The 17,616-nt window shown below is 36.9% G+C and carries 18 protein-coding genes, 1 tRNA gene and 1 pseudogene; 2 read left to right on the top strand and 18 right to left on the bottom strand.

Going from position 1 to position 17,616, the window contains the following annotated elements; genetic code table 11:
* Positions 1-4: 4 nt before the first annotated feature.
* The 3 genes from yycF to AB3I27_RS08900 all read right to left on the bottom strand — a co-directional run bounded on the left by yycF (position 5) and on the right by AB3I27_RS08900 (position 2,314).
* Positions 5-709, bottom strand: a complete 705-nt coding sequence (yycF, locus tag AB3I27_RS08910) for a response regulator YycF (RefSeq protein WP_002288850.1) — start codon at positions 707-709, stop codon at positions 5-7.
* Between the two features lie 188 nt (positions 710-897).
* Complete coding sequence (locus tag AB3I27_RS08905) at positions 898-1,758, bottom strand: DegV family protein (RefSeq protein ID WP_002343969.1); 861 nt, start codon at positions 1,756-1,758, stop codon at positions 898-900.
* Positions 1,748-2,314, bottom strand: a complete 567-nt coding sequence (locus AB3I27_RS08900) for a DUF1836 domain-containing protein (RefSeq protein ID WP_002310031.1) — start codon at positions 2,312-2,314, stop codon at positions 1,748-1,750. Before AB3I27_RS08900 ends, AB3I27_RS08905 begins: the two co-directional genes overlap by 11 nt.
* Before the next feature lie 380 nt (positions 2,315-2,694).
* On the opposite strand from AB3I27_RS08900, the gene AB3I27_RS08895 reads away from it, so the two are divergent.
* Positions 2,695-2,767 (top strand) — tRNA-Lys (locus AB3I27_RS08895).
* Positions 2,768-3,048: 281 nt separating this feature from the next.
* On the opposite strand, the gene AB3I27_RS08890 is transcribed toward AB3I27_RS08895, so the two are convergent.
* Positions 3,049-3,741 (bottom strand): DNA-directed RNA polymerase subunit omega, encoded by a 693-nt coding sequence (locus AB3I27_RS08890; RefSeq protein ID WP_156264871.1) that lies wholly within the window; start codon positions 3,739-3,741, stop codon positions 3,049-3,051.
* Positions 3,742-3,979: 238 nt separating this feature from the next.
* On the opposite strand from AB3I27_RS08890, the pseudogene AB3I27_RS08885 reads away from it, so the two are divergent.
* Positions 3,980-4,126 (top strand): annotated as a pseudogene (locus tag AB3I27_RS08885) (IS256 family transposase); the annotation flags it as partial.
* 396 nt (positions 4,127-4,522) lie between these two features.
* Here the strand turns inward: AB3I27_RS08885 and AB3I27_RS08880 are convergent.
* The 14 genes from AB3I27_RS08880 to AB3I27_RS08815 form a co-directional block, all read right to left on the bottom strand.
* Positions 4,523-5,179 carry a hypothetical protein gene (locus AB3I27_RS08880; RefSeq protein WP_081156616.1) on the bottom strand — a complete coding sequence of 219 codons (657 nt, stop codon included), beginning with the start codon at positions 5,177-5,179 and terminating at the stop codon, positions 4,523-4,525.
* Complete coding sequence (locus tag AB3I27_RS08875; RefSeq protein ID WP_081156615.1) at positions 5,154-5,663, bottom strand: Panacea domain-containing protein; 510 nt, start codon at positions 5,661-5,663, stop codon at positions 5,154-5,156. The genes AB3I27_RS08880 and AB3I27_RS08875 overlap by 26 nt, the downstream gene beginning before the upstream one ends.
* Before the next feature lie 300 nt (positions 5,664-5,963).
* Entirely contained in the window at positions 5,964-6,989 is a 1,026-nt protein-coding gene (locus tag AB3I27_RS08870) for a peptidoglycan recognition family protein (protein ID WP_368022977.1), read from the bottom strand.
* A gap of 10 nt (positions 6,990-6,999) precedes the next feature.
* Complete coding sequence (locus AB3I27_RS08865; RefSeq protein ID WP_002302122.1) at positions 7,000-7,197, bottom strand: phage holin; 198 nt, start codon at positions 7,195-7,197, stop codon at positions 7,000-7,002.
* A 15-nt stretch (positions 7,198-7,212) separates the two neighbouring features.
* On the bottom strand, positions 7,213-7,455 hold the full coding sequence (locus AB3I27_RS08860) for a hemolysin XhlA family protein (protein ID WP_002332427.1): 243 nt from the start codon (positions 7,453-7,455) through the stop codon (positions 7,213-7,215).
* A 34-nt stretch (positions 7,456-7,489) separates the two neighbouring features.
* Entirely contained in the window at positions 7,490-7,627 is a 138-nt protein-coding gene (locus AB3I27_RS08855; RefSeq protein WP_002290625.1) for an XkdX family protein, read from the bottom strand.
* Between the two features lies 1 nt (position 7,628).
* Entirely contained in the window at positions 7,629-8,075 is a 447-nt protein-coding gene (locus AB3I27_RS08850) for a hypothetical protein (protein WP_108144930.1), read from the bottom strand.
* On the bottom strand, positions 8,072-8,221 hold the full coding sequence (locus tag AB3I27_RS08845; protein WP_002290627.1) for a hypothetical protein: 150 nt from the start codon (positions 8,219-8,221) through the stop codon (positions 8,072-8,074). The genes AB3I27_RS08850 and AB3I27_RS08845 overlap by 4 nt, the downstream gene beginning before the upstream one ends.
* Positions 8,222-8,237: 16 nt before the next feature.
* On the bottom strand, positions 8,238-10,277 hold the full coding sequence (locus tag AB3I27_RS08840; RefSeq protein ID WP_368022975.1) for a BppU family phage baseplate upper protein: 2,040 nt from the start codon (positions 10,275-10,277) through the stop codon (positions 8,238-8,240).
* 17 nt (positions 10,278-10,294) lie between these two features.
* The gene (locus tag AB3I27_RS08835) at positions 10,295-11,119 is read right to left on the bottom strand and encodes a hypothetical protein (RefSeq protein WP_278014537.1); all 825 of its coding nucleotides are present in this window, start codon (positions 11,117-11,119) and stop codon (positions 10,295-10,297) included.
* Positions 11,112-12,173 (bottom strand): hypothetical protein, encoded by a 1,062-nt coding sequence (locus AB3I27_RS08830; RefSeq protein ID WP_277904405.1) that lies wholly within the window; start codon positions 12,171-12,173, stop codon positions 11,112-11,114. The genes AB3I27_RS08835 and AB3I27_RS08830 overlap by 8 nt, the downstream gene beginning before the upstream one ends.
* A complete protein-coding gene (locus AB3I27_RS08825) occupies positions 12,170-13,042 on the bottom strand; it encodes a phage distal tail protein domain-containing protein (protein ID WP_278014538.1) in 873 nt (290 codons plus the stop codon). The genes AB3I27_RS08830 and AB3I27_RS08825 overlap by 4 nt, the downstream gene beginning before the upstream one ends.
* On the bottom strand, positions 13,043-17,413 hold the full coding sequence (locus AB3I27_RS08820) for a tape measure protein (RefSeq protein ID WP_278014539.1): 4,371 nt from the start codon (positions 17,411-17,413) through the stop codon (positions 13,043-13,045).
* Positions 17,413-17,604, bottom strand: a complete 192-nt coding sequence (locus AB3I27_RS08815) for a hypothetical protein (protein ID WP_002290636.1) — start codon at positions 17,602-17,604, stop codon at positions 17,413-17,415. The genes AB3I27_RS08820 and AB3I27_RS08815 overlap by 1 nt, the downstream gene beginning before the upstream one ends.
* Positions 17,605-17,616: the final 12 nt, after the last annotated feature.

Here is a 17,616-nt window from a genome sequence, read left to right as displayed (position 1 = left end):
CCAATTACTCCTGTTCTGGGTTACGCAAATAGTAACCGACACCACGACGTGTCACTAAATAATTTGGATGGCTTGGATTATCTTCGATCTTTTCACGTAAACGACGTACAGTTACATCCACTGTTCGTACATCTCCAAAATAATCATAACCCCAAACCGTTTGTAATAAATGTTCTCTTGTCATCACTTGTCCAAGGTGCTTCGCCAAGTAAAAGAGTAGTTCGAATTCGCGATGTGTTAACTCGATTGTTTCTCCTCGTTTCGTCACCATGTAAGCTTCTGGATGGATCGTCAAATCACCAATCGTCAATTCAGCAGGTGCTGCCTCTTCTGGTTCCTTCGCAGCCGTGGCACCACGACGAAGATTTGCTTTGACACGTGCAACTAATTCTCGGTTGGAAAATGGCTTGGTCACGTAATCATCGGCGCCTAACTCTAAGCCTAGGACTTTATCAATTTCAGAATCTTTGGCTGTTACCATAATGATCGGCATATCATAAGTTTTGCGTACCTCACGAGCCACTTCTAAGCCGTCCATTTTAGGTAGCATCAAATCAAGTAAAATCAAATCAGGTTCTACCTCAGCAACTTTTTCCAAGGCTTCTTCCCCATCATATGCAGTATAAACATCATAGCCTTCTTTGGCTAAATTGAATTTGACGATATCCGAAATCGGCTTCTCATCATCGACAACTAAAACTTTTTTCATAAAGAGCCACCTCTTATATATTATTGTCACACCTTTTCATTATACCGTATTTCTGGTTTTGTTTCATCTTTGCCTATAAAACAAAAGAGAAAATTAACATGGGCGTGCAAAATACTTTCTTTTTTTGTTCTAACTTCAATAAAAAAAGGAAAACACTGATTTTCACCTCACTGTTTTCCTTTTTTGATTTATCCTTCTAAAACTTGTACGCCGACACCTAATAATCCCGGACCAGTATGGACTACTAATGCCGGAGAAATTTGACCAAAGTAGATTTGGTTTGCTTGCGGGAACTCTCTTTTGAGCCTCGCTTCCATTTCAATCGCTTCTTCTTTCGCATCACCGTGGGCAACGGCTAAGTTAAAAACCTTGGCATTGCCGATTTTTTCTTTGACGTAAGCAACCGTCTTATCCAAACTTTTTTTACGTCCTCTAGCTTTTCCTACTGTGTAATAGATTCCTTCATCATTACAGGAGATGATTGGGTTAAGCTTTAAAGCGGTTCCTAAAATAGAAGCAACCAAACCAATCCGTCCACCTTTTTGGAGATATTCCAATGTCGCAACATTAAAGAAAACTTTTGTTCTTTCGACTAATTCATTCAAATTACTGATCAGCTGATTCCACTCGACACCGTCTTCTAACCATTTCGCTGCTTGTATTGCAGAAAAACCCGCACCAATACCGATATTTTTCGTATCTAGTACATACGCTTCCAATTCTTCTTGCTGTTCTGCAATCAAACGAACTACGTTATACGTCCCGCTCAATCCGCTGGAAATCGTTACCGCAAGTACTTTTTCATAACCATCTTTTTTGATTTGCTCAAAGATTTCTGCGATCGACTCGCCGTCAGGCAAAGATGTACCTGGAATTTCCTCTGGCAAACGTTGATAGATTTCTTCAGGTGTAATATCTATTTTATCTGTATATACCTGATCTTTATATATAATTTTCAAAGGAATCATGTACATCTCATATTTTTTTATCAATTCTTCTGGCACGTCCGTACCAGAATCTACTAAAATCGCGATTTTATCATTTTTCATTTGTTTTCTCCTCTTTTAAGTATTCGGATTCTAGAACAATCGTTTTTTCCGCAAGAAGTTTCATTGCAAACGATAAAGTTGCTGCTCTTACAGCAATATATTCTACAGGGGTCGCTTGGTCGAATTTTTTGGGATGGGATTTGCCTTGTGCTAATTGGCTGACCATCCATACAGCTGCTTCTTGTTCATCACAGAATAGATTATAAGCTTCACGAATCCCCACTGTTTTTCCTTGGAACAATATTCCTTCTTTGATTTCAGGAATAGTCAATACTTGTTTCAATGTAGTGATTGCAAGTAAAAATGCTACATGTTCTTTGTTGTATCTTTTTTTAACTGGTGCTGGTATCAATCCCAGTTTAACGTAGTTGTTTACCATAGAGGAGGTCAGCAATGGATGCTTTTCTCCTTGTATCACAGGTGAAAGATAACGATCAACTAACGTTCTGACTTGATCCATATAAAGTTCTAGGTCGGGGAGCTCTTCCCAGTGAGGCAGACGGAATGTTTCCAGTTCTTTTCCCCACTCCATTAATTGCTGACGCATTTTTTCCATCGTAACCGCTCCTTTTTCATTTCATTAACATGATACCAGAGTTATCATAAACATTCAATCTAGTTGTTTTAACTAGATGATTTAATTAATGGAATTTTATAAAAGCAAAAAAACAAGAAGGCCAAGCCTTCTTGTCTTTTATCGTTAAGAACAGGAGACCCGCCGGGGAGACGGCGGGAAAGGAGTAAAAAATGAAAAAAGTGTTAGGGTTTGTTCTCTTGCAAGAACTTTGTTTGTTGGTATGCTTATATAGTAACGAGCAAATGTGAATAATCTATGAATGATTTCCTATAAGGAAGTAAAGATTTTTCTGATTTTCTTTAAATGTAGTCTTGCATTTTAAAATTCTTAGTGCTACTATTATTAAGTACTTTTTGTATGGGCCGTTAGCTCAGTTGGTAGAGCAGCTGACTCTTAATCAGCGGGTCGCGGGTTCGAGCCCCTCACGGCCCATTGGGTGCCAAACCCACGTCATCAGTACATTCTTGGCTACTTCGGTAGTTTCGAAAAGAATGTACGTGATGACATTTTTTGTTTTTCGGGTATGAAATTCGGGTATGTATCTTAATATTTTATTTTTTAATAACATCCTAATCAGTCAATAAACCTGTAGATTATCACAGTATGTACTTCCCCTCCATTTTGAGGGGAGATATCATTGTAGAATATTCAAATAAAAATTATTTAGCAACAAAATACTATTTTGTTAAAGAAATTTAAACTAAAAAATGCATCTATTTTCCTGTATGTTCAGTCACGATTTCTTGTGATCTGTTTGCTGTGTCTTCTACATCGCTTTTGGCTTTTTCCAGTTTTTCAATATAATTATTCAAATTACTGTTTTCTGATTGCGCTTTTTCTAGTTTTTGTTCAGTACTTTGCAATTGGTTTTTAATAGTATTTTTTTCATTTGACAATTGATTAATTTGTTGATTTAAACTATTAACAGTATTTTGAGCATCATTAAATTTATTTTGTTCTGTTTGTAAACGATTATTCCAATCAGTGTTTAATTGATTTATTTCAGCTATTTTTTGATTTATTTCATCAATTTTAGCATTGATTTCATTTTGTTTACCTTGCAATTCAGCATTTTTTCCTGATAATTGATTCTCTAAATTTGTTTTCTCTATAGTTAATTGATTTTTATCATTTTCCAAAGTCAACACTTTTTGTTTATATTCTTCAACGTTAGCCTTTGCTTGCTCAAGTTCTTGATTATTTGAAGATAATCGTGAATTTAAACTACTAATATTTTGCTCTTTATTTTCTAGTGCTTTATCTAATGACTCCAAATTATGATTGATTTGTTCAATATTATCTTCTCCACCCCATAACAAAATGTCATCGGCAAAGTTTTTCCCTGCGATCCCTGCTAACACTAATCCACCTATAATTAATCCACTTACTACAATTTTCTTATTCATATCATCATTCTCCTTAACATAAACTGAACTAATTATAGTTAATGATTTCACAATAAGTCAATTTAAATATATATTTTTTTATTTTATTTTTATAAATCTTTTCCTTAATTCGAATAAAGTCAGATGTAACTGCATACAAACATTTGAGAGTATAAAATATTTTGTGTAAATAGAAAAAAGGAAGTCCCTTCTGTAGAATAAAGTTACCACACCCATTCACAGAAAAGAGGACTTCCCTATGAACGATTTTATTACAGAACTCCTGCAGACTCTAGCCACCAAAGGTGATTTGAACGAGTTATTCCGCTCCCATCTGGAGCTGGCCGTAAACACGCTACTGCGGACGGAGCTGACGGCCTTCCTGGATTACGAGAAGTACGACCGGACGGTTATGAGCCGTCTGCTCTAACCAACTGAGCTAAGGGTACGAGAAGCCATCACAACTACTGCAAACAAAAAGAATGGACCTGAGAAAAGATAAATTATTTTTTTCATTCTTCATGTTGTGATGGCATATTTATTATTACACATTTAATAGCAAAAAACTAGATTGTACTTATTCTTTGTAAAATATATTATTTTATGTTACTATTTCCAAGTTATAAAAAGAAAAAAGCTTCAGATACTTATCTTTTTGGGGAAAGACTCTAGGGTGAGGTGGTATCTGAAGCTTTTTTTCTATGTTCATTATCTCACATGGTTATTTTTTAGTCTATTATTTGATTAGATTTTTCAGAAAAAAATGAAAAAACCTCAGCCAAGGATGATTGGTTGAGGTCTTTTATTCTAATAAAACTTTTATATGCTCTTTACATATGTAGCAATACTTACTATAAGTTCTGTTCCTTACTTGTTGTGCACTAAGTCCGTTATGTCCAGCTGTAATACATAGATGATAAACATCACAAAAAATCAATTGATATTCAGTCTCTTCACTGTTAAGCGCCTCTATCTTTAGATAAATCCTAAAAGGATTTTCTTTAATATTTTTTTCATAATGAGCTACACCATCAACTTTAAATAATGAAACATTCTCAGCACTTAATGTTTCATTATATCCATACTCTTTTAAAACTTCTCTTAAAGTAGATGTATTGGTTCTAGAAAAATCTACTTGTTCATTATTCATACATATATAACTGATATCTCGTGTAATTTTCTCAATTGTTTTTTTTGTTGTGATAGGAACTTCATTTTTATTTATAAAGTTAGTGAATTTTATCTTAGGTAAATGTTTGGATACCAAAAATTTCTCTGATATATTAATATGACGTTTTCTCTCTGGCTCTTCCAATAGAATTTCTCCGCCATTTTTAAGTTTTGCTTTTACATCAATAATATTTTGAGGTTTTAATTTATTTTTTATTTTTTCTTCGTTTGTTTGAGAACTAGATTTATTAGATACAGAAAAATTAAATGACTTCGAGTTTGTATTCATCAATTATTTTATCCTTATCCATCTCTTTTTGTCCCTGATCAAATGCGTTCTTCCACTCTTCGTCTTCATGACTTCTTTCAACAAGAGTAAAATCACCCATTTCATCTGTTTGCTTAATTACTTGCTCGATTAATTCATTAATTGACTCTTCTTTTTCATTTGATGGATTCCAATCAGGAGCTTCATCAATACATTGTGAGTTATATTTATTGGCTTGGTAAATAGAACGAAGTACAGGACCATATTGCCATGCTTCAAAATTTTCTTTAAACAAATATTTAGGGTAGTCCGAGCTTCCTTCAAATTTGCTATCTCCTTCATTTTCTGAATTCAGTTGTCCAAGCGTCGCTCCATAAAAAGCAAAAATAAAATATAAAGTTTTTTGTAATCTAAGAGGAGTCATTTCTCTTCGAGACTTACTTTTCACTAATTTTGCCAAAGTTAAAATATTATCAAAAACAACTTTAGTTTGTTTTTCAGACATTAAATTCTTCCTCCTTTTAGTAATACATAAAAACCATTTTACTGTTAATATTTTTATATATAAATTATCCGATACCTATAATGTAAAGTCAATATATATGAGCTAATTTATTAGCTAATTTTATGAGCTCATTAGATAGCAGATTTAATAGTAATGCAATATTAGAAATCCCAGTATACTAAGAACAATCATATTTTTTACTATATAAAATAGTATACAGTTTTACTAACAAAATTAGCTAACAATATTAGCAACTATATTGAAAACTATATGTACTACCCCTCAGCGAGGGGCTATTTTTTATCGTTGCGGAATATTCAAATACCAACGCTTGTCATGAAAATCTTGTGCTCCGCCTTTAGTGTTTCCCTCTGGATCATTCGTTGCCCGCATCATTACATAGACTTTCTTATTAGGAAAATTACGCATATTGAAAGATACATGATAACCAACATTTCCAGAAGTATTATAAGCTTGGTTTACATCTGGTCTATAAATTCCGTCAGCTCTTACTCGAGCTAATTCTTTCCCAGTATTGTAATCCATAATGAAAATATATTCGTATTGATAGTTAGCAATGTGCCATCCAGCTACATGCAAGTTTGCGTTTTCAATTTCTCCGAACTGATCAATGTGGGCGTAATTTGTTCCATCTGTTAGTGTAGGATTTGCAGCACCTGCTCGAGTTGGATCAATTACTGGTTTATCATCTGAAGTAGTTGGATTTTCATCGGTAAATCCATGAGCCAAATCATAGGCTAATTTTTCTTTACTTACGCCCATTTGCGATAAGTAACCATATGGATCGGTGTGATTCCCCCAAATATAATTTGTTACCCACAAATGAGAAATGATTCCTTTTGTAAATAAAGAAGTTCCTTGATCAAGAGTCGATGGAATTCCATATTTTTTTGCACTATCTCTTGTATATTCAATATAAGCTCGATAGTTTTTCTCAAACAATGCTTTATCATATGTGCGCTGTAATTCAATCTGTACAGGCGCATAAGGGTTGGCGTTACCAGCACCCCACGAAACATATCCTTGCTCACCCACACGGTAAACAATCCCACCGTCACCAATAACATCTGTAGTATAAGGATTACTTCCGTTATAATTATTTTTCATGTTGGCGGCTACGTTTCTTGCAGGTGCATCTATCCCAGTTTCATGTAAAATAATTTTGTTGGGGATTGCTAATCTTGAATCCCCTTGATTTGGAGCTAGATTATATTCATCGTTAATAGTATAGGCAAATCCATTAATTGGCAATAAAAAAAGAGCCGTTAATAGGCTCATCGCAGTAATAGTAATTTTCTTTTTCATTTGTTTCCTCCTATTTTTTCAAATTATAAGCCGACACACCAGTGATAACGCCTAAAAATGTTGCTACTGCATTAATAGTGAGTACTGTCATGTCTGTTCCATTCCATCCATACGCTTTTCCTAACGTGGCTACTAAAACAGATGCAGCTGGTAAAACTGTTAAAACCGTCCATTTAATGACTTGATAATATTTGTCTGGTAAAATCATTTCTTCTTAACTCCTTTACAATTTAGTCAAGAAATAGCCAATGATCGTAATGCCTAAACCGATCATGTAACCCCACGACCATTTATTATTGGCTTTCATTTCTTTGATATCTTCTGCGTTGTTTAGCGCTACTGAGTAGGCTTTGTCTGCCAAATCTTTTGCACTATCAGCTTTTTCTCTAAGTGATTCGTAGTTGTCTAATTTTGTTTCAATTCTTACTAGCCTTTCTACAACGTCTTGAAGTGCTTCTTCTTTCATGTTTCACCAACTTTCCAACAAAAAAGCACATCACTTAAGATGCGCTCTCTTCTTTGCTAATAATTTTATCTGCTTCTTCGTCTGTAATGCATAGTGGAACGAATAGACGAACTTGATCGTCAGTAAAACAGCCCCAATCATACATCATTTTCACATCGCTAAAACTAAACATACTACTCACCTCCCTTTGAAGCTGGATTTAGTTGCTCTTTAATTTCTGAAATGTCTTTGCTATTTTGTAACGAAGCAAGCATCATTTTTGAATTGATTTGTGCTAAACTGTCAGCTTTTTCTTTCAATGCAGTATTTTCCTGTTTAATCGCTACATCGCTTAGCATGAGTTTGGCATTGAGCTGTTTTAAATCGCCATTCTCATTTTCTAACGATTCATACATTGCTTTGAGATTGTTTAAATCGTTGTGATCCAGTGTGTTCGCTAAAACAATCCATTGGTTCAGTTTAGGATCAAACATCTGATCAGCAATCGTTAGTGGTTCCCCATCAGCACGTACCCCTTCAAGTGGTGGCTGATCCGTGTAAGGAACGGATACAAGCATGTCGTCCAATACTTTTCCTGCGTACTCTCCGCCAGTACGTCCATATTTCCAAATGTTTTTCATTTATTTCCCTCCCAGTAATTGAATTTCGGTTTCCAATTTGGAATCGGTGGTTCGACTTCTGTGCATTCTTCCGGTAAATGTTCTTCATCATTCACAATGATTTGCTCGAATCCGTAAGGTTCAATTGGTCTATATGCTGCCTTCATATCGATTCACGCTTTTCTAAATCGTGTAAGTAATTGCAAAGGTATAATCCGATCCATAACTTGAGTTTCTTCGCCATTTAATGGCTCCATCTGCACCAATAGATAACTGAGCACTGTTCAAAGTAGAACGGTCTATCGAGCCAACCAGTTGCTCAAAACTAATTGGTGGCCGATAGCCTTCTGGAATTGTTAGTATCGTTGAATCATTTCCACCACTGCTTTTTCCGTTTAAAGCCACAAAATATATAGAAACTGTTTTTCCTTCACGATAAAGCTTTGCTGATCCGGTATTCCCGTTTGTAACTGTTAAGGTTACGACTTCATATTTGTTGTCGTCTGATGTCAATACAGATTTTCCTTTTGATTGAATACCATCTTCGAAATTTTTCAATCCTTCGATGGATTGCGGTTCGGTCAAACTAACCGTATCATTCAAGCCTTTTTCAGTATATTCAGGCGTGATGTCCCAGCTGTAGTCGTTCGGATTGTTGCTGTCTTTCAAGCCTTCACCAAAGTATTTAAACTGACTAATATTCGGTGTTCGTGTGTCGCCTTTTTCGATTTTCAACCATTTTATGGTACATGAACCTAAAGAAGTATTTGGCGTTTGAGAAAGATATACCCATTTTGCGTTTTCCCCTAGCCGAGTTATTGACACAGTGGTAACCCATGTATCAACCAATCCTTCAACTGGTTTAAAGACACCGAATTGTTTTTGAGCTAAATAAACCCGAATAGTTTGTGAGGCAGGCTTAGTCGCTCCTATCGTCACAGTATAAGTTTCACCTAAAACAAAATCCTCTGATGCATTTTTTGCATAGATTGCCTCGCTACTAGTTGTGATTGGAAATTTAACTGTTGGGTCAGCAATATTCTCACCCAAAGCCACCTTACTCAAATAATACGGCGCATCTAGTAAGTTTGGCTGATACGGAGTGGCAGTTGAGCCTTCTTCAATCTTAATGTCATACAACTTAAGTCCGCCATTTATTTTACCGTTTTGAGAAAAGCTAACACTAATGTAAAAACGATCTAAATTTGTGATTTCATATGCAACGTTGGCTGTACCTTTGATTGTTATTTCTTTTCCTACGTCATCTATTATCATGCTTGTATTATTTGCTTCTAATAGTACACTTCCCCCAGGTGTTTTACGATATGCCAACCTTAATTTATTAATGTCTCCTGTAGTTCCTTCATCAAATCGCAATTTTGCACTTAGAGTATATGTTTTGCCACTACCAACAGATGGCATATTAGCACTTGTTAACATATCAATGTCGCCTGTACCGTCAGACGTAAAATGTAATATTCCGTTATCATCAGTTAGTGACCCATGATTACCCTTAATAAAATCGCTAGATTCCAATTTATTTACAAATAAGTTAGGATTCCCACTATAATCATAGTCACCGAAATCGATGCTGTTACTGTACATCTTTTTCAGCTTGCCGAGGTCGCCGATTTGCTGCTTGGTTTGATCAATACGATCATTTGCCTTATCAATACGATCATTTACATGCTTATCTGATTCATTTATCAATCTTACTAATTCGTTATATTTCGAGTAGATTTGATCGTATTGGACCTGTTTATCACTAATGAACTGATTGAAAGTGGTTTGCATTTCACTCTGTAATTTTTCCAATGAAGAAATATAGTATTTCGCTTGCTCCGAATTAATATCTACTCGTTCTAACACGTCTATGATGAAGTTCTGAAAAGTTACTTTTTTGCCGTTAGGATCTACATATTCAAAATATGCTTGTTTGAATTGATGACTCGTGCTGAAATTTGACTTAGTGAACGTGTAACTAATTAACCCATTAGTCGAATCGATTATTTCTGGTTCTCCCTCGGTATAGTTACCGTTTGAAACTTCGCCCACAAATTTCAAAGTACCGTTTAGATTAATTACAAAAGGTGTAATTTCATCTTCCTCAAGGAGTTGTACATTGATTGTTGTGAGCCCCCCATCACCAACTCTACCAACAACACGGTGACGTAGATAAGGCTGTCTCTTATTTGCAGATAACTTAATTTCTAAATTTGCCACTCTTCCATACCTCCTAACTAAAAAGAAACTATATACCTAAGCACCATATTTGCGTTATCTCCACTTGCATTGCTTGCTGCACCTGTAAATATATTAGTATTCGAATTATAGTTTATTCGTTTACTAAACCACTTTTTGTGATAGTCATCAAATCCTGAAACAATTTCTCCTAAAACATTAGTAACAGTTACACGTTCCTTATAAAAAGGTGTGGTTACATATCTATCCTCAATTGCTTGCCCGTTTTCGTACGGGAGCCATACTAATAAAAAACCTGAAACTGTCTGCCAAATTTTTTTTGAAGGTTGGACAGTTTGAGTATCATGCATTAACGCAGTCCCCCTCCACAAAATTTCTCCTTTAGAGAGAGTCAGCTCGTAACTATCCGATATCTTTGAGATTGAAACAGTTGATCCAGTAGAAGTAACTGAGCATAGTGGTAAATTATAGACCTTATCACCATTGTTTAAATTACCTTCTATAACTTTTGTTATAAATTCTAGCTTGACTTGATTATTAGTCCATTCATATTCTTCCGATTCTGGAAGAATAGATCCAGGTATAACTTCTTGTGTCAAATCCACTGTTAATGCTATATAGCCACTTGAGTTTGCTGGAACTGTTATACTTTCTTCTTGTCGAACAACGACCATACGACCTTGAATAATCGCTGCTCCTGCAGCAACTTTTACTGTTAATCCGCTTGAAGATAAATTCATAGACTGATCGTAACCATCAATAACCTGATTTTTCCGATTATATAAAACGTGATAAAGTCTAGCATCATTTTCTGCGCTTACTTTCACGTTTTCAAATTGATATCCATCCACATTGCTAACCATTCTTTATCCCCCCATTATCTTCAAAATAATCCATAAAACGACTTCTTATGTTTCCGAAAGTCAATTCCACAAACTCCTTATCACTTGATATTCGCCAAGCTGTCAAAACCGACTTGTATATCTTTCCTTTATAAGAAATCGTGGCAAACATCCCTGTTTCAATCGTTTCGACATTCAAATTTTTTGCATTTCTTACAACGTTCACTTTGATTTCATGCGAATACGTATTGCCTTTCAACTCTGATTTTGCCACATCTTCGTAGGATGCTTTATCTTCTGCGGTTTGATCGTAGATATTAACCAAATTGACAGTTGGTTTCGTGATATTTTCTTTCGATCCATCTTGTGTCAAATTGTTTTCTTCGTCCAAATACCATGTTGACAGTATTATCGGTTTCTCTATATCTTTCATTGCTTTATCAACGATTAATAGCTTGTTCTCGTTTCCAGCGCCAGGCGCCTGAACAAACACATCCCAATCGCTAAATTCAGAAGAATTGTCTTTAATGTAAATTGATTCATTTACAGCACGTATGCCTGTATAGATTTTTCTGTTTTGAATTCCCTTGAAATACCATTTTACGTTGTATTTTTTGAAACCATTGAGAATATACGCACTTAACTTGTGTTTATTCGTATCGGTAGCTTGATACGAATGAGAGGTCGCACTTTCTGCTTTGACGTCTAAAATATCTTTTAGTTGTTTCGTTGGATCATTCAGCAAATAGTATTCAATCAACCGCCGGATATGCTCTTCGTAGTTATCTCCTGACACACGTGCAGTCGGTATCTCACTATCAGCTAAACTAAGTAAGCTTTTACAACTGATTTTTTCGTCTTCCTGCGACGTAATTACACCAAAATATGCAAATTTTCCACTAGGAATATATTTTGCTAGTAGAAAATCGCCTGTTTTTACAGGAACGTACTTATCCATCGTAAAGCTACTAGCCTCTTCGTGGATCTCGTCCGCACCAAATTCAAAACTGTTAGAGAATAAATGTTCGTTATAAAGCATTAAATCACGATGAAAAAGCGTGACTGCTAAAATCAAAACAGATCACGCTCCTCGTATAACTCAATCTCTACGTCTGCCCCCCCAACATGAAACACAATGCTGAATTCTCCAGTCGGGGCCTGAACAAAATTAGTTTTTGTATAATCCTGTTGTTGGTAGACAGAAGATTCTACCCCTGCAATATCTTTTAGAATCGCCGTTGTATCTTCAAAAAGGCTTGATACTTCTAGAGTCTGTGTTTCAGTCATATCTATGAAGTATCCATCCGTTGCGATGATTTGTGAGTTTTGGATTACTTGCCAATACGGATTTGAACACTTCCCAATCACACGAATTTTTAGCGGGGACATCCGTTCCTTGCTATTCGTTAGGTATACAGAATTATTATTGAATTTGAATACACCTTTTTTCTCCCACAAGTTTTGAGTGTAGATATAAGATCTTTTATACGGAAAAACCTTACCACGTGTTTTCACTACATTCGGTCGCTGAATTAATTTTTCGCGTTTTACGGAATACCAGTTTGATGTGAAATATAGTTCTAAAGTGTCTGTTAGTAACGATGTTTTCGGATCGATTTCAGTCTTACTTAAAGATTTTAGACTGCATCTTCTTACCATTGTTTCGCCGTCAAAAGCAAATTCCAGTTCAAACGGACCTTCCGATAGGAACTGCACAAGTGAATTGTACAGTTCTTTTTCTCGAAACCCATGCACAGAAATGATTACAGATGACTGAAATTCAGATATTTCAACGCTCTCACTGCTTTCTCTGAAATTCCCCCACTGTCCCACATGTTCTTTTTTTACTTCAAACCCCATATTACTCAACCCAGTAGCAAAATAGTCTTCTGTGGACAAATCAATTTCTTCGTTTATTCTATTTCTCAGTAATACAGTTCGCATCTACATCCTCCTAACCAAGATCTTCTGAATATCTAAAGCTAAATCTCTATCAGTTCGGCTATTTCCTTTGAAAAATGCCAGCAATAACGATAACAGCTGATTCGTTGTTGCCGCCTGTTTTTCAATGGCTTCTAGGATTTCGTAATCACTGGAAACAGTTGTCGCATTTCCATAAGTTTTAGGAGAAACTCCTAGTTTGTCCATTGCGATAGACAATAATTGCATCGCTCTTGATCGTTTAGCCTTATCTAACGGAATAATAATTTCTGGCTTGTTTCCTTCTGCGATTTCCGCAATTTGATGTTGGTTTACAATTCCACCGTTTGCGTAACCATGACCACGCCCAATCACACCTAACATATCCGAACCATAGCGTTTTTTAGCGTAGTTGATAGCTGCTAAGATATTATCGAAACCGCTCATTATATTGCCATATCCTGGAAAAGCATTCGCAGCAAATGTTCCCGGTTTTGTTTGGAGCAATCCAGTAGCATTACCGTCTGCTAAGCCGTCATTCCCACCAATGGCAAGCGGATTGCCACCTGATTCTGTTTGGATTTGTCGCATCCACGCATCAACATAAGCGGATGAGGTTGGTAAGTTATTCATTTTCAAAGCACGTTTTACATATGGCCGCCAGCGTTCTACGCCACTCCCACCAACGCTATCGCCACCGCTAACAAGTCCGCCCTGCGGATCTCTTACACCGTTTAAATGCACGTGGTCGTAGTGGTCACCATCAGGCCATGTCCGCCAATCATCATGCACACCTGTACCTGATTGTCCTGAACGGTCACGAACCTTACCATTTGTGATAACATAGCCGATTTTGTTTGCAAACTTCTCAAATGCGTAATTGGCTGCTTCTGTATATCTAGGGGAACCATTCACGACTCCCGGTAGCGCAATATCAATTGCGTTGTGCTTTCCGTGTGAGTATGGATCGCCTTCACGATAACCTGATGTTACTTGAAAGCCTGGAAACTTCTTCATTACTGCAACTGCAACGTCCGCCAAGTATTTGTAAACGCCTTGCATGCCCATTGAAGTGTCTAAACTGCCACTGCTGAATAGTTCTGTGATTTTGTTCGTCAATGCTTCGGTAGCCTTGCTTAGAATACCTTTACCAACATCTAAAGGATATTTGACAAGCCCTTCCAGTACGCCAAGACCATTTAACACTTTCCTAGCCAACGCTCCCGGGTCTGAAATAAAGTCCCATACATCGCCGACTACATCTTTCAGCTTGTTTCCAACATCTCCAGCAAATCCTTTGACGTTGTTCCATAGATTTCCGAAAAAGCCTGTACCTTTGGCGTATCTATATCTTGGTGCTTTGTTTCCAGTCATATAAGCTGTTTCTTCAGCTGTTAGAACGTGTGTGCCTTTTGGTGCATTCAATACTACGTTACGTCCTTTAGGTATGAATGCTCTACCATCTGGTGTGATAACTGTTTCTGCTCCACGTCCATCATTGACCATCATTGGTCCATTAATTGGGTGTCCACCGGCTGGTGTACCTTTTGCGTATTGTGGTACTTCCCATTCTTTGAGTTTGTCAGCACCCAGTTTTTCTAGTACCCATGAAGCTCCATTGATGATCGCGTTAACTGGTTTACCTATCGCTTTAAGTGCTGCGTTGAAAATACTTTTGAACGCATCAACAAGGGCATCTTTACCACCAATAATGGCATCCTTCATCTTCGTCGGTAGTTCTGAAAACCAATTGAATACTGTATCAATACCGCTACGGAAGCTGTCTTTGATACCGTTCCACAGGTTACCGATTACATCAGAAACATTGTTCTTCAATTCAGTTGCTTTGTTGAAAATGTTTTTTACCCAGCCAACTACCTTATTCCAAGTGTCTCCAACGCCATTGCTGAAGAAGTTTTTCACGCTGTTCCACATGTTTTTGATGAAATCACCAAACGTGGTTTTCAGGTTGCCAGCTTTGCTCAACAGATTCATTACCCAATTGACTAGCTTATCCCAAGTGTTGGAAATACCTTCAGTAAAGAAAGTTTTAGTGCTTTCCCATAGCCCTTTTATTGAGCCTGAAAAACCAGTCCACAAACCTTTTACTCCTTCTAAAATCCGTTTGAAGAATAGTATTTGAATCCAGTTCCATACTGCTTGGATAGAACCCCAAAACAATTGTTTTACTCCTTCCCACATCTTAGAAAAATCGCCTGTAAATAAACCAGTGAAGATTTTGATAGCACCTTGAATGACGTTCATAATCCCTTCGACTAAACCTATTATATTGTCAATGAACCCCATGACTAAATCCATAACGATTTTTACAACGGGTTGTATAAACGTAAAAAAGTTCTTGATTGCTTCAATAATCTGTTTACCATTTTCATTCCAAAATGTGGTCATCGATTTTCCAATTTTAGAAAAAGCTCCGCCTATCTTTTCTATAATGGGCATTATATATGGCGACAAAGTATCGAAAATTCCTTTTGCAATTTGCCATGCAACTTCTATACCGTTTTTAATGTTTGACATAGCACCATCAAAGTATGTTTTGATATTGTCGAAAACATACTTTATCTTAGAAATTGTTTCTGGGGAAAAACCTAGTTTAGCCAGAACGTCTCCCATATCCGCTTTGCCTTTGAATACGTCAAACAATGTCTTAACCGCGTTCTTTATTTTTTGTATGGTATCTTGTGCGAAAGTAACCATTTCTGGTGGGAAAATTTTAGTTAGAATATCAAAGCCTTGCTTTGCTTGATCTCCATCTAACGTTCCAAACAGCGTTCCAAAAGCAAGTGTTGCTATGTCAGCCCCTTTTTTCAACATGTCAAATACAGGTTGAGCAACGTTTTTTATGCTTTCCATTGCTGGCTTGATTTTGGTTGTTAAGTCGTCAATTCCTTTGCCTATGTCACTGATCAAAGAAGTGATATTGCCTTTGCCGAAAGCATTAATTATTTCATTAATCATATTTACGGCGCTGGCTTGCAGATTTCCGACCGCCCCCTCAATCGTAGCTGTGGAACCTGCTGCCTTTTTAGCTACATCAGTCATACCTAATTGCATGAATGCTTCATTCAATTCTTCGGCAGAGATTTCTCCGTTTGCCATAGCCTCGCGGAAGTCTCCGTCAGTATAAGCGCCCATTTGTTTCAATGCTTGTTGAATTTTCCCTGAAGCGCCCGGAATGGCATCCGCAATCTGATTAAAGTTTTCAGTTGTTAATTTGCCAGCACCGACAGTTTGTGTCATTGCCATTGCTACCGATTTGAACGTGTCTGAGTTACCACCTGAAACGGCATTGACATTACCGATTGCCTGCGTTAGACCATCAAAGTCTTTCACACCGTTGGCTGCCAACTGTGCAGTCGTATTCATTACGTCGCCTAGTTCATAAACCGTTTGGTCGGCGTAATCTTTCATCACTGTTTTAGATTCTTCAATTTTTGAATTATCTATACCAGCAAATTGCATTGTTTGAACAAACTTGTCCATTGAATCGGAAGCCTCTACTGCTTCATCTGTCAACCCCATGAAACTGTTAACAACACCGCTAACTGCTTGTGAAGCTAATCCAGCAACTGCACCAAACGAAAATGCGCTTTTTAGCGAGCCTAATTTGTCTTTTAGTCCATCCAGTTTCCTAGCTGACCTTGTGGACTTGTCGCCAAAATCTTCTATTTTTTTTCCTGATTGATCGCTGGAGCTTTTGAGTGCTTCTAATTGCCTGCTAGATATTTGGCTTTGTCGTTCTAACTTTTCTAATGCCCTTTTTGCATCTTCGGTTTCATTTGCTGAATCGCCAAACTCATCAGCCATCAGTTTCACAACTTTGCGCTGTTCTTCGATAGCTTTCTCGGATAATTCCGTTTGTTTGGCTAGCCCTTTTTGTTTTGCTTCAAAAGCTCCTGCTTCGTTACCTGCAGACTTCAACGCTTTTACTTCGGCGTTCATTTGTCGTTCATTTTCTTTGATTTCATTAGATAAATCATTGACGGCTGTTTTGGAATACACCAATTCTTTTTTTGTGTCGTTCAACTGGCGACTGTAAGCATTATATTTTGCGGTAGCATTGTTTATCTGTGTGTTAAGGTTAGCAACTTGTTTCGATTCCTCACCATACTTGCTAATCGCTTCATCACGGCGCTTTGTTAATTCTTTTACTTTGGCGTTTTGCCCTTCCATAACCGTAGACAAGTCTTTCGTCTTTTGACTAAGTGCTTCATATGAACGTCCTGCTGAATCATAAGCCTTTAGATTGGCACGCATATTCGACTCAGCTTGTTTGACTTTCGCATTGATTTCGTCCAGCGTGTTACCAAAACTAGTGCTATCTAAACTAATCCCTAGCTTGATATTTCCTGCCGGTTGTCCTTTTCCTGCCATTATTTACCTCCTTCCTCAAGTTTTACTAAGTCTTCAGCCGATAAAAATTGTTTGATGAAATCAGCACCATCTACATATTCTTCGCCACTCTCCACTTCTCCAAAAAGGTGTAACAAATAATGATAGTCGGCTTCGTCCACATCTCTCATCGTCCAACCTGCTTCGATTAAATCTTTGTAGATTTGATCCATTGCTTTCCTAGC

The sequence above is a fragment of the Enterococcus sp. C46 genome (assembly GCF_040887565.1).
Classification (GTDB): Bacteria; Bacillota; Bacilli; order Lactobacillales; family Enterococcaceae; genus Enterococcus_B; species Enterococcus_B lactis.
The sequence above is the reverse complement of the archived record's forward strand: the minus strand, read 5'-3'. Positions and strand labels throughout refer to the sequence as shown.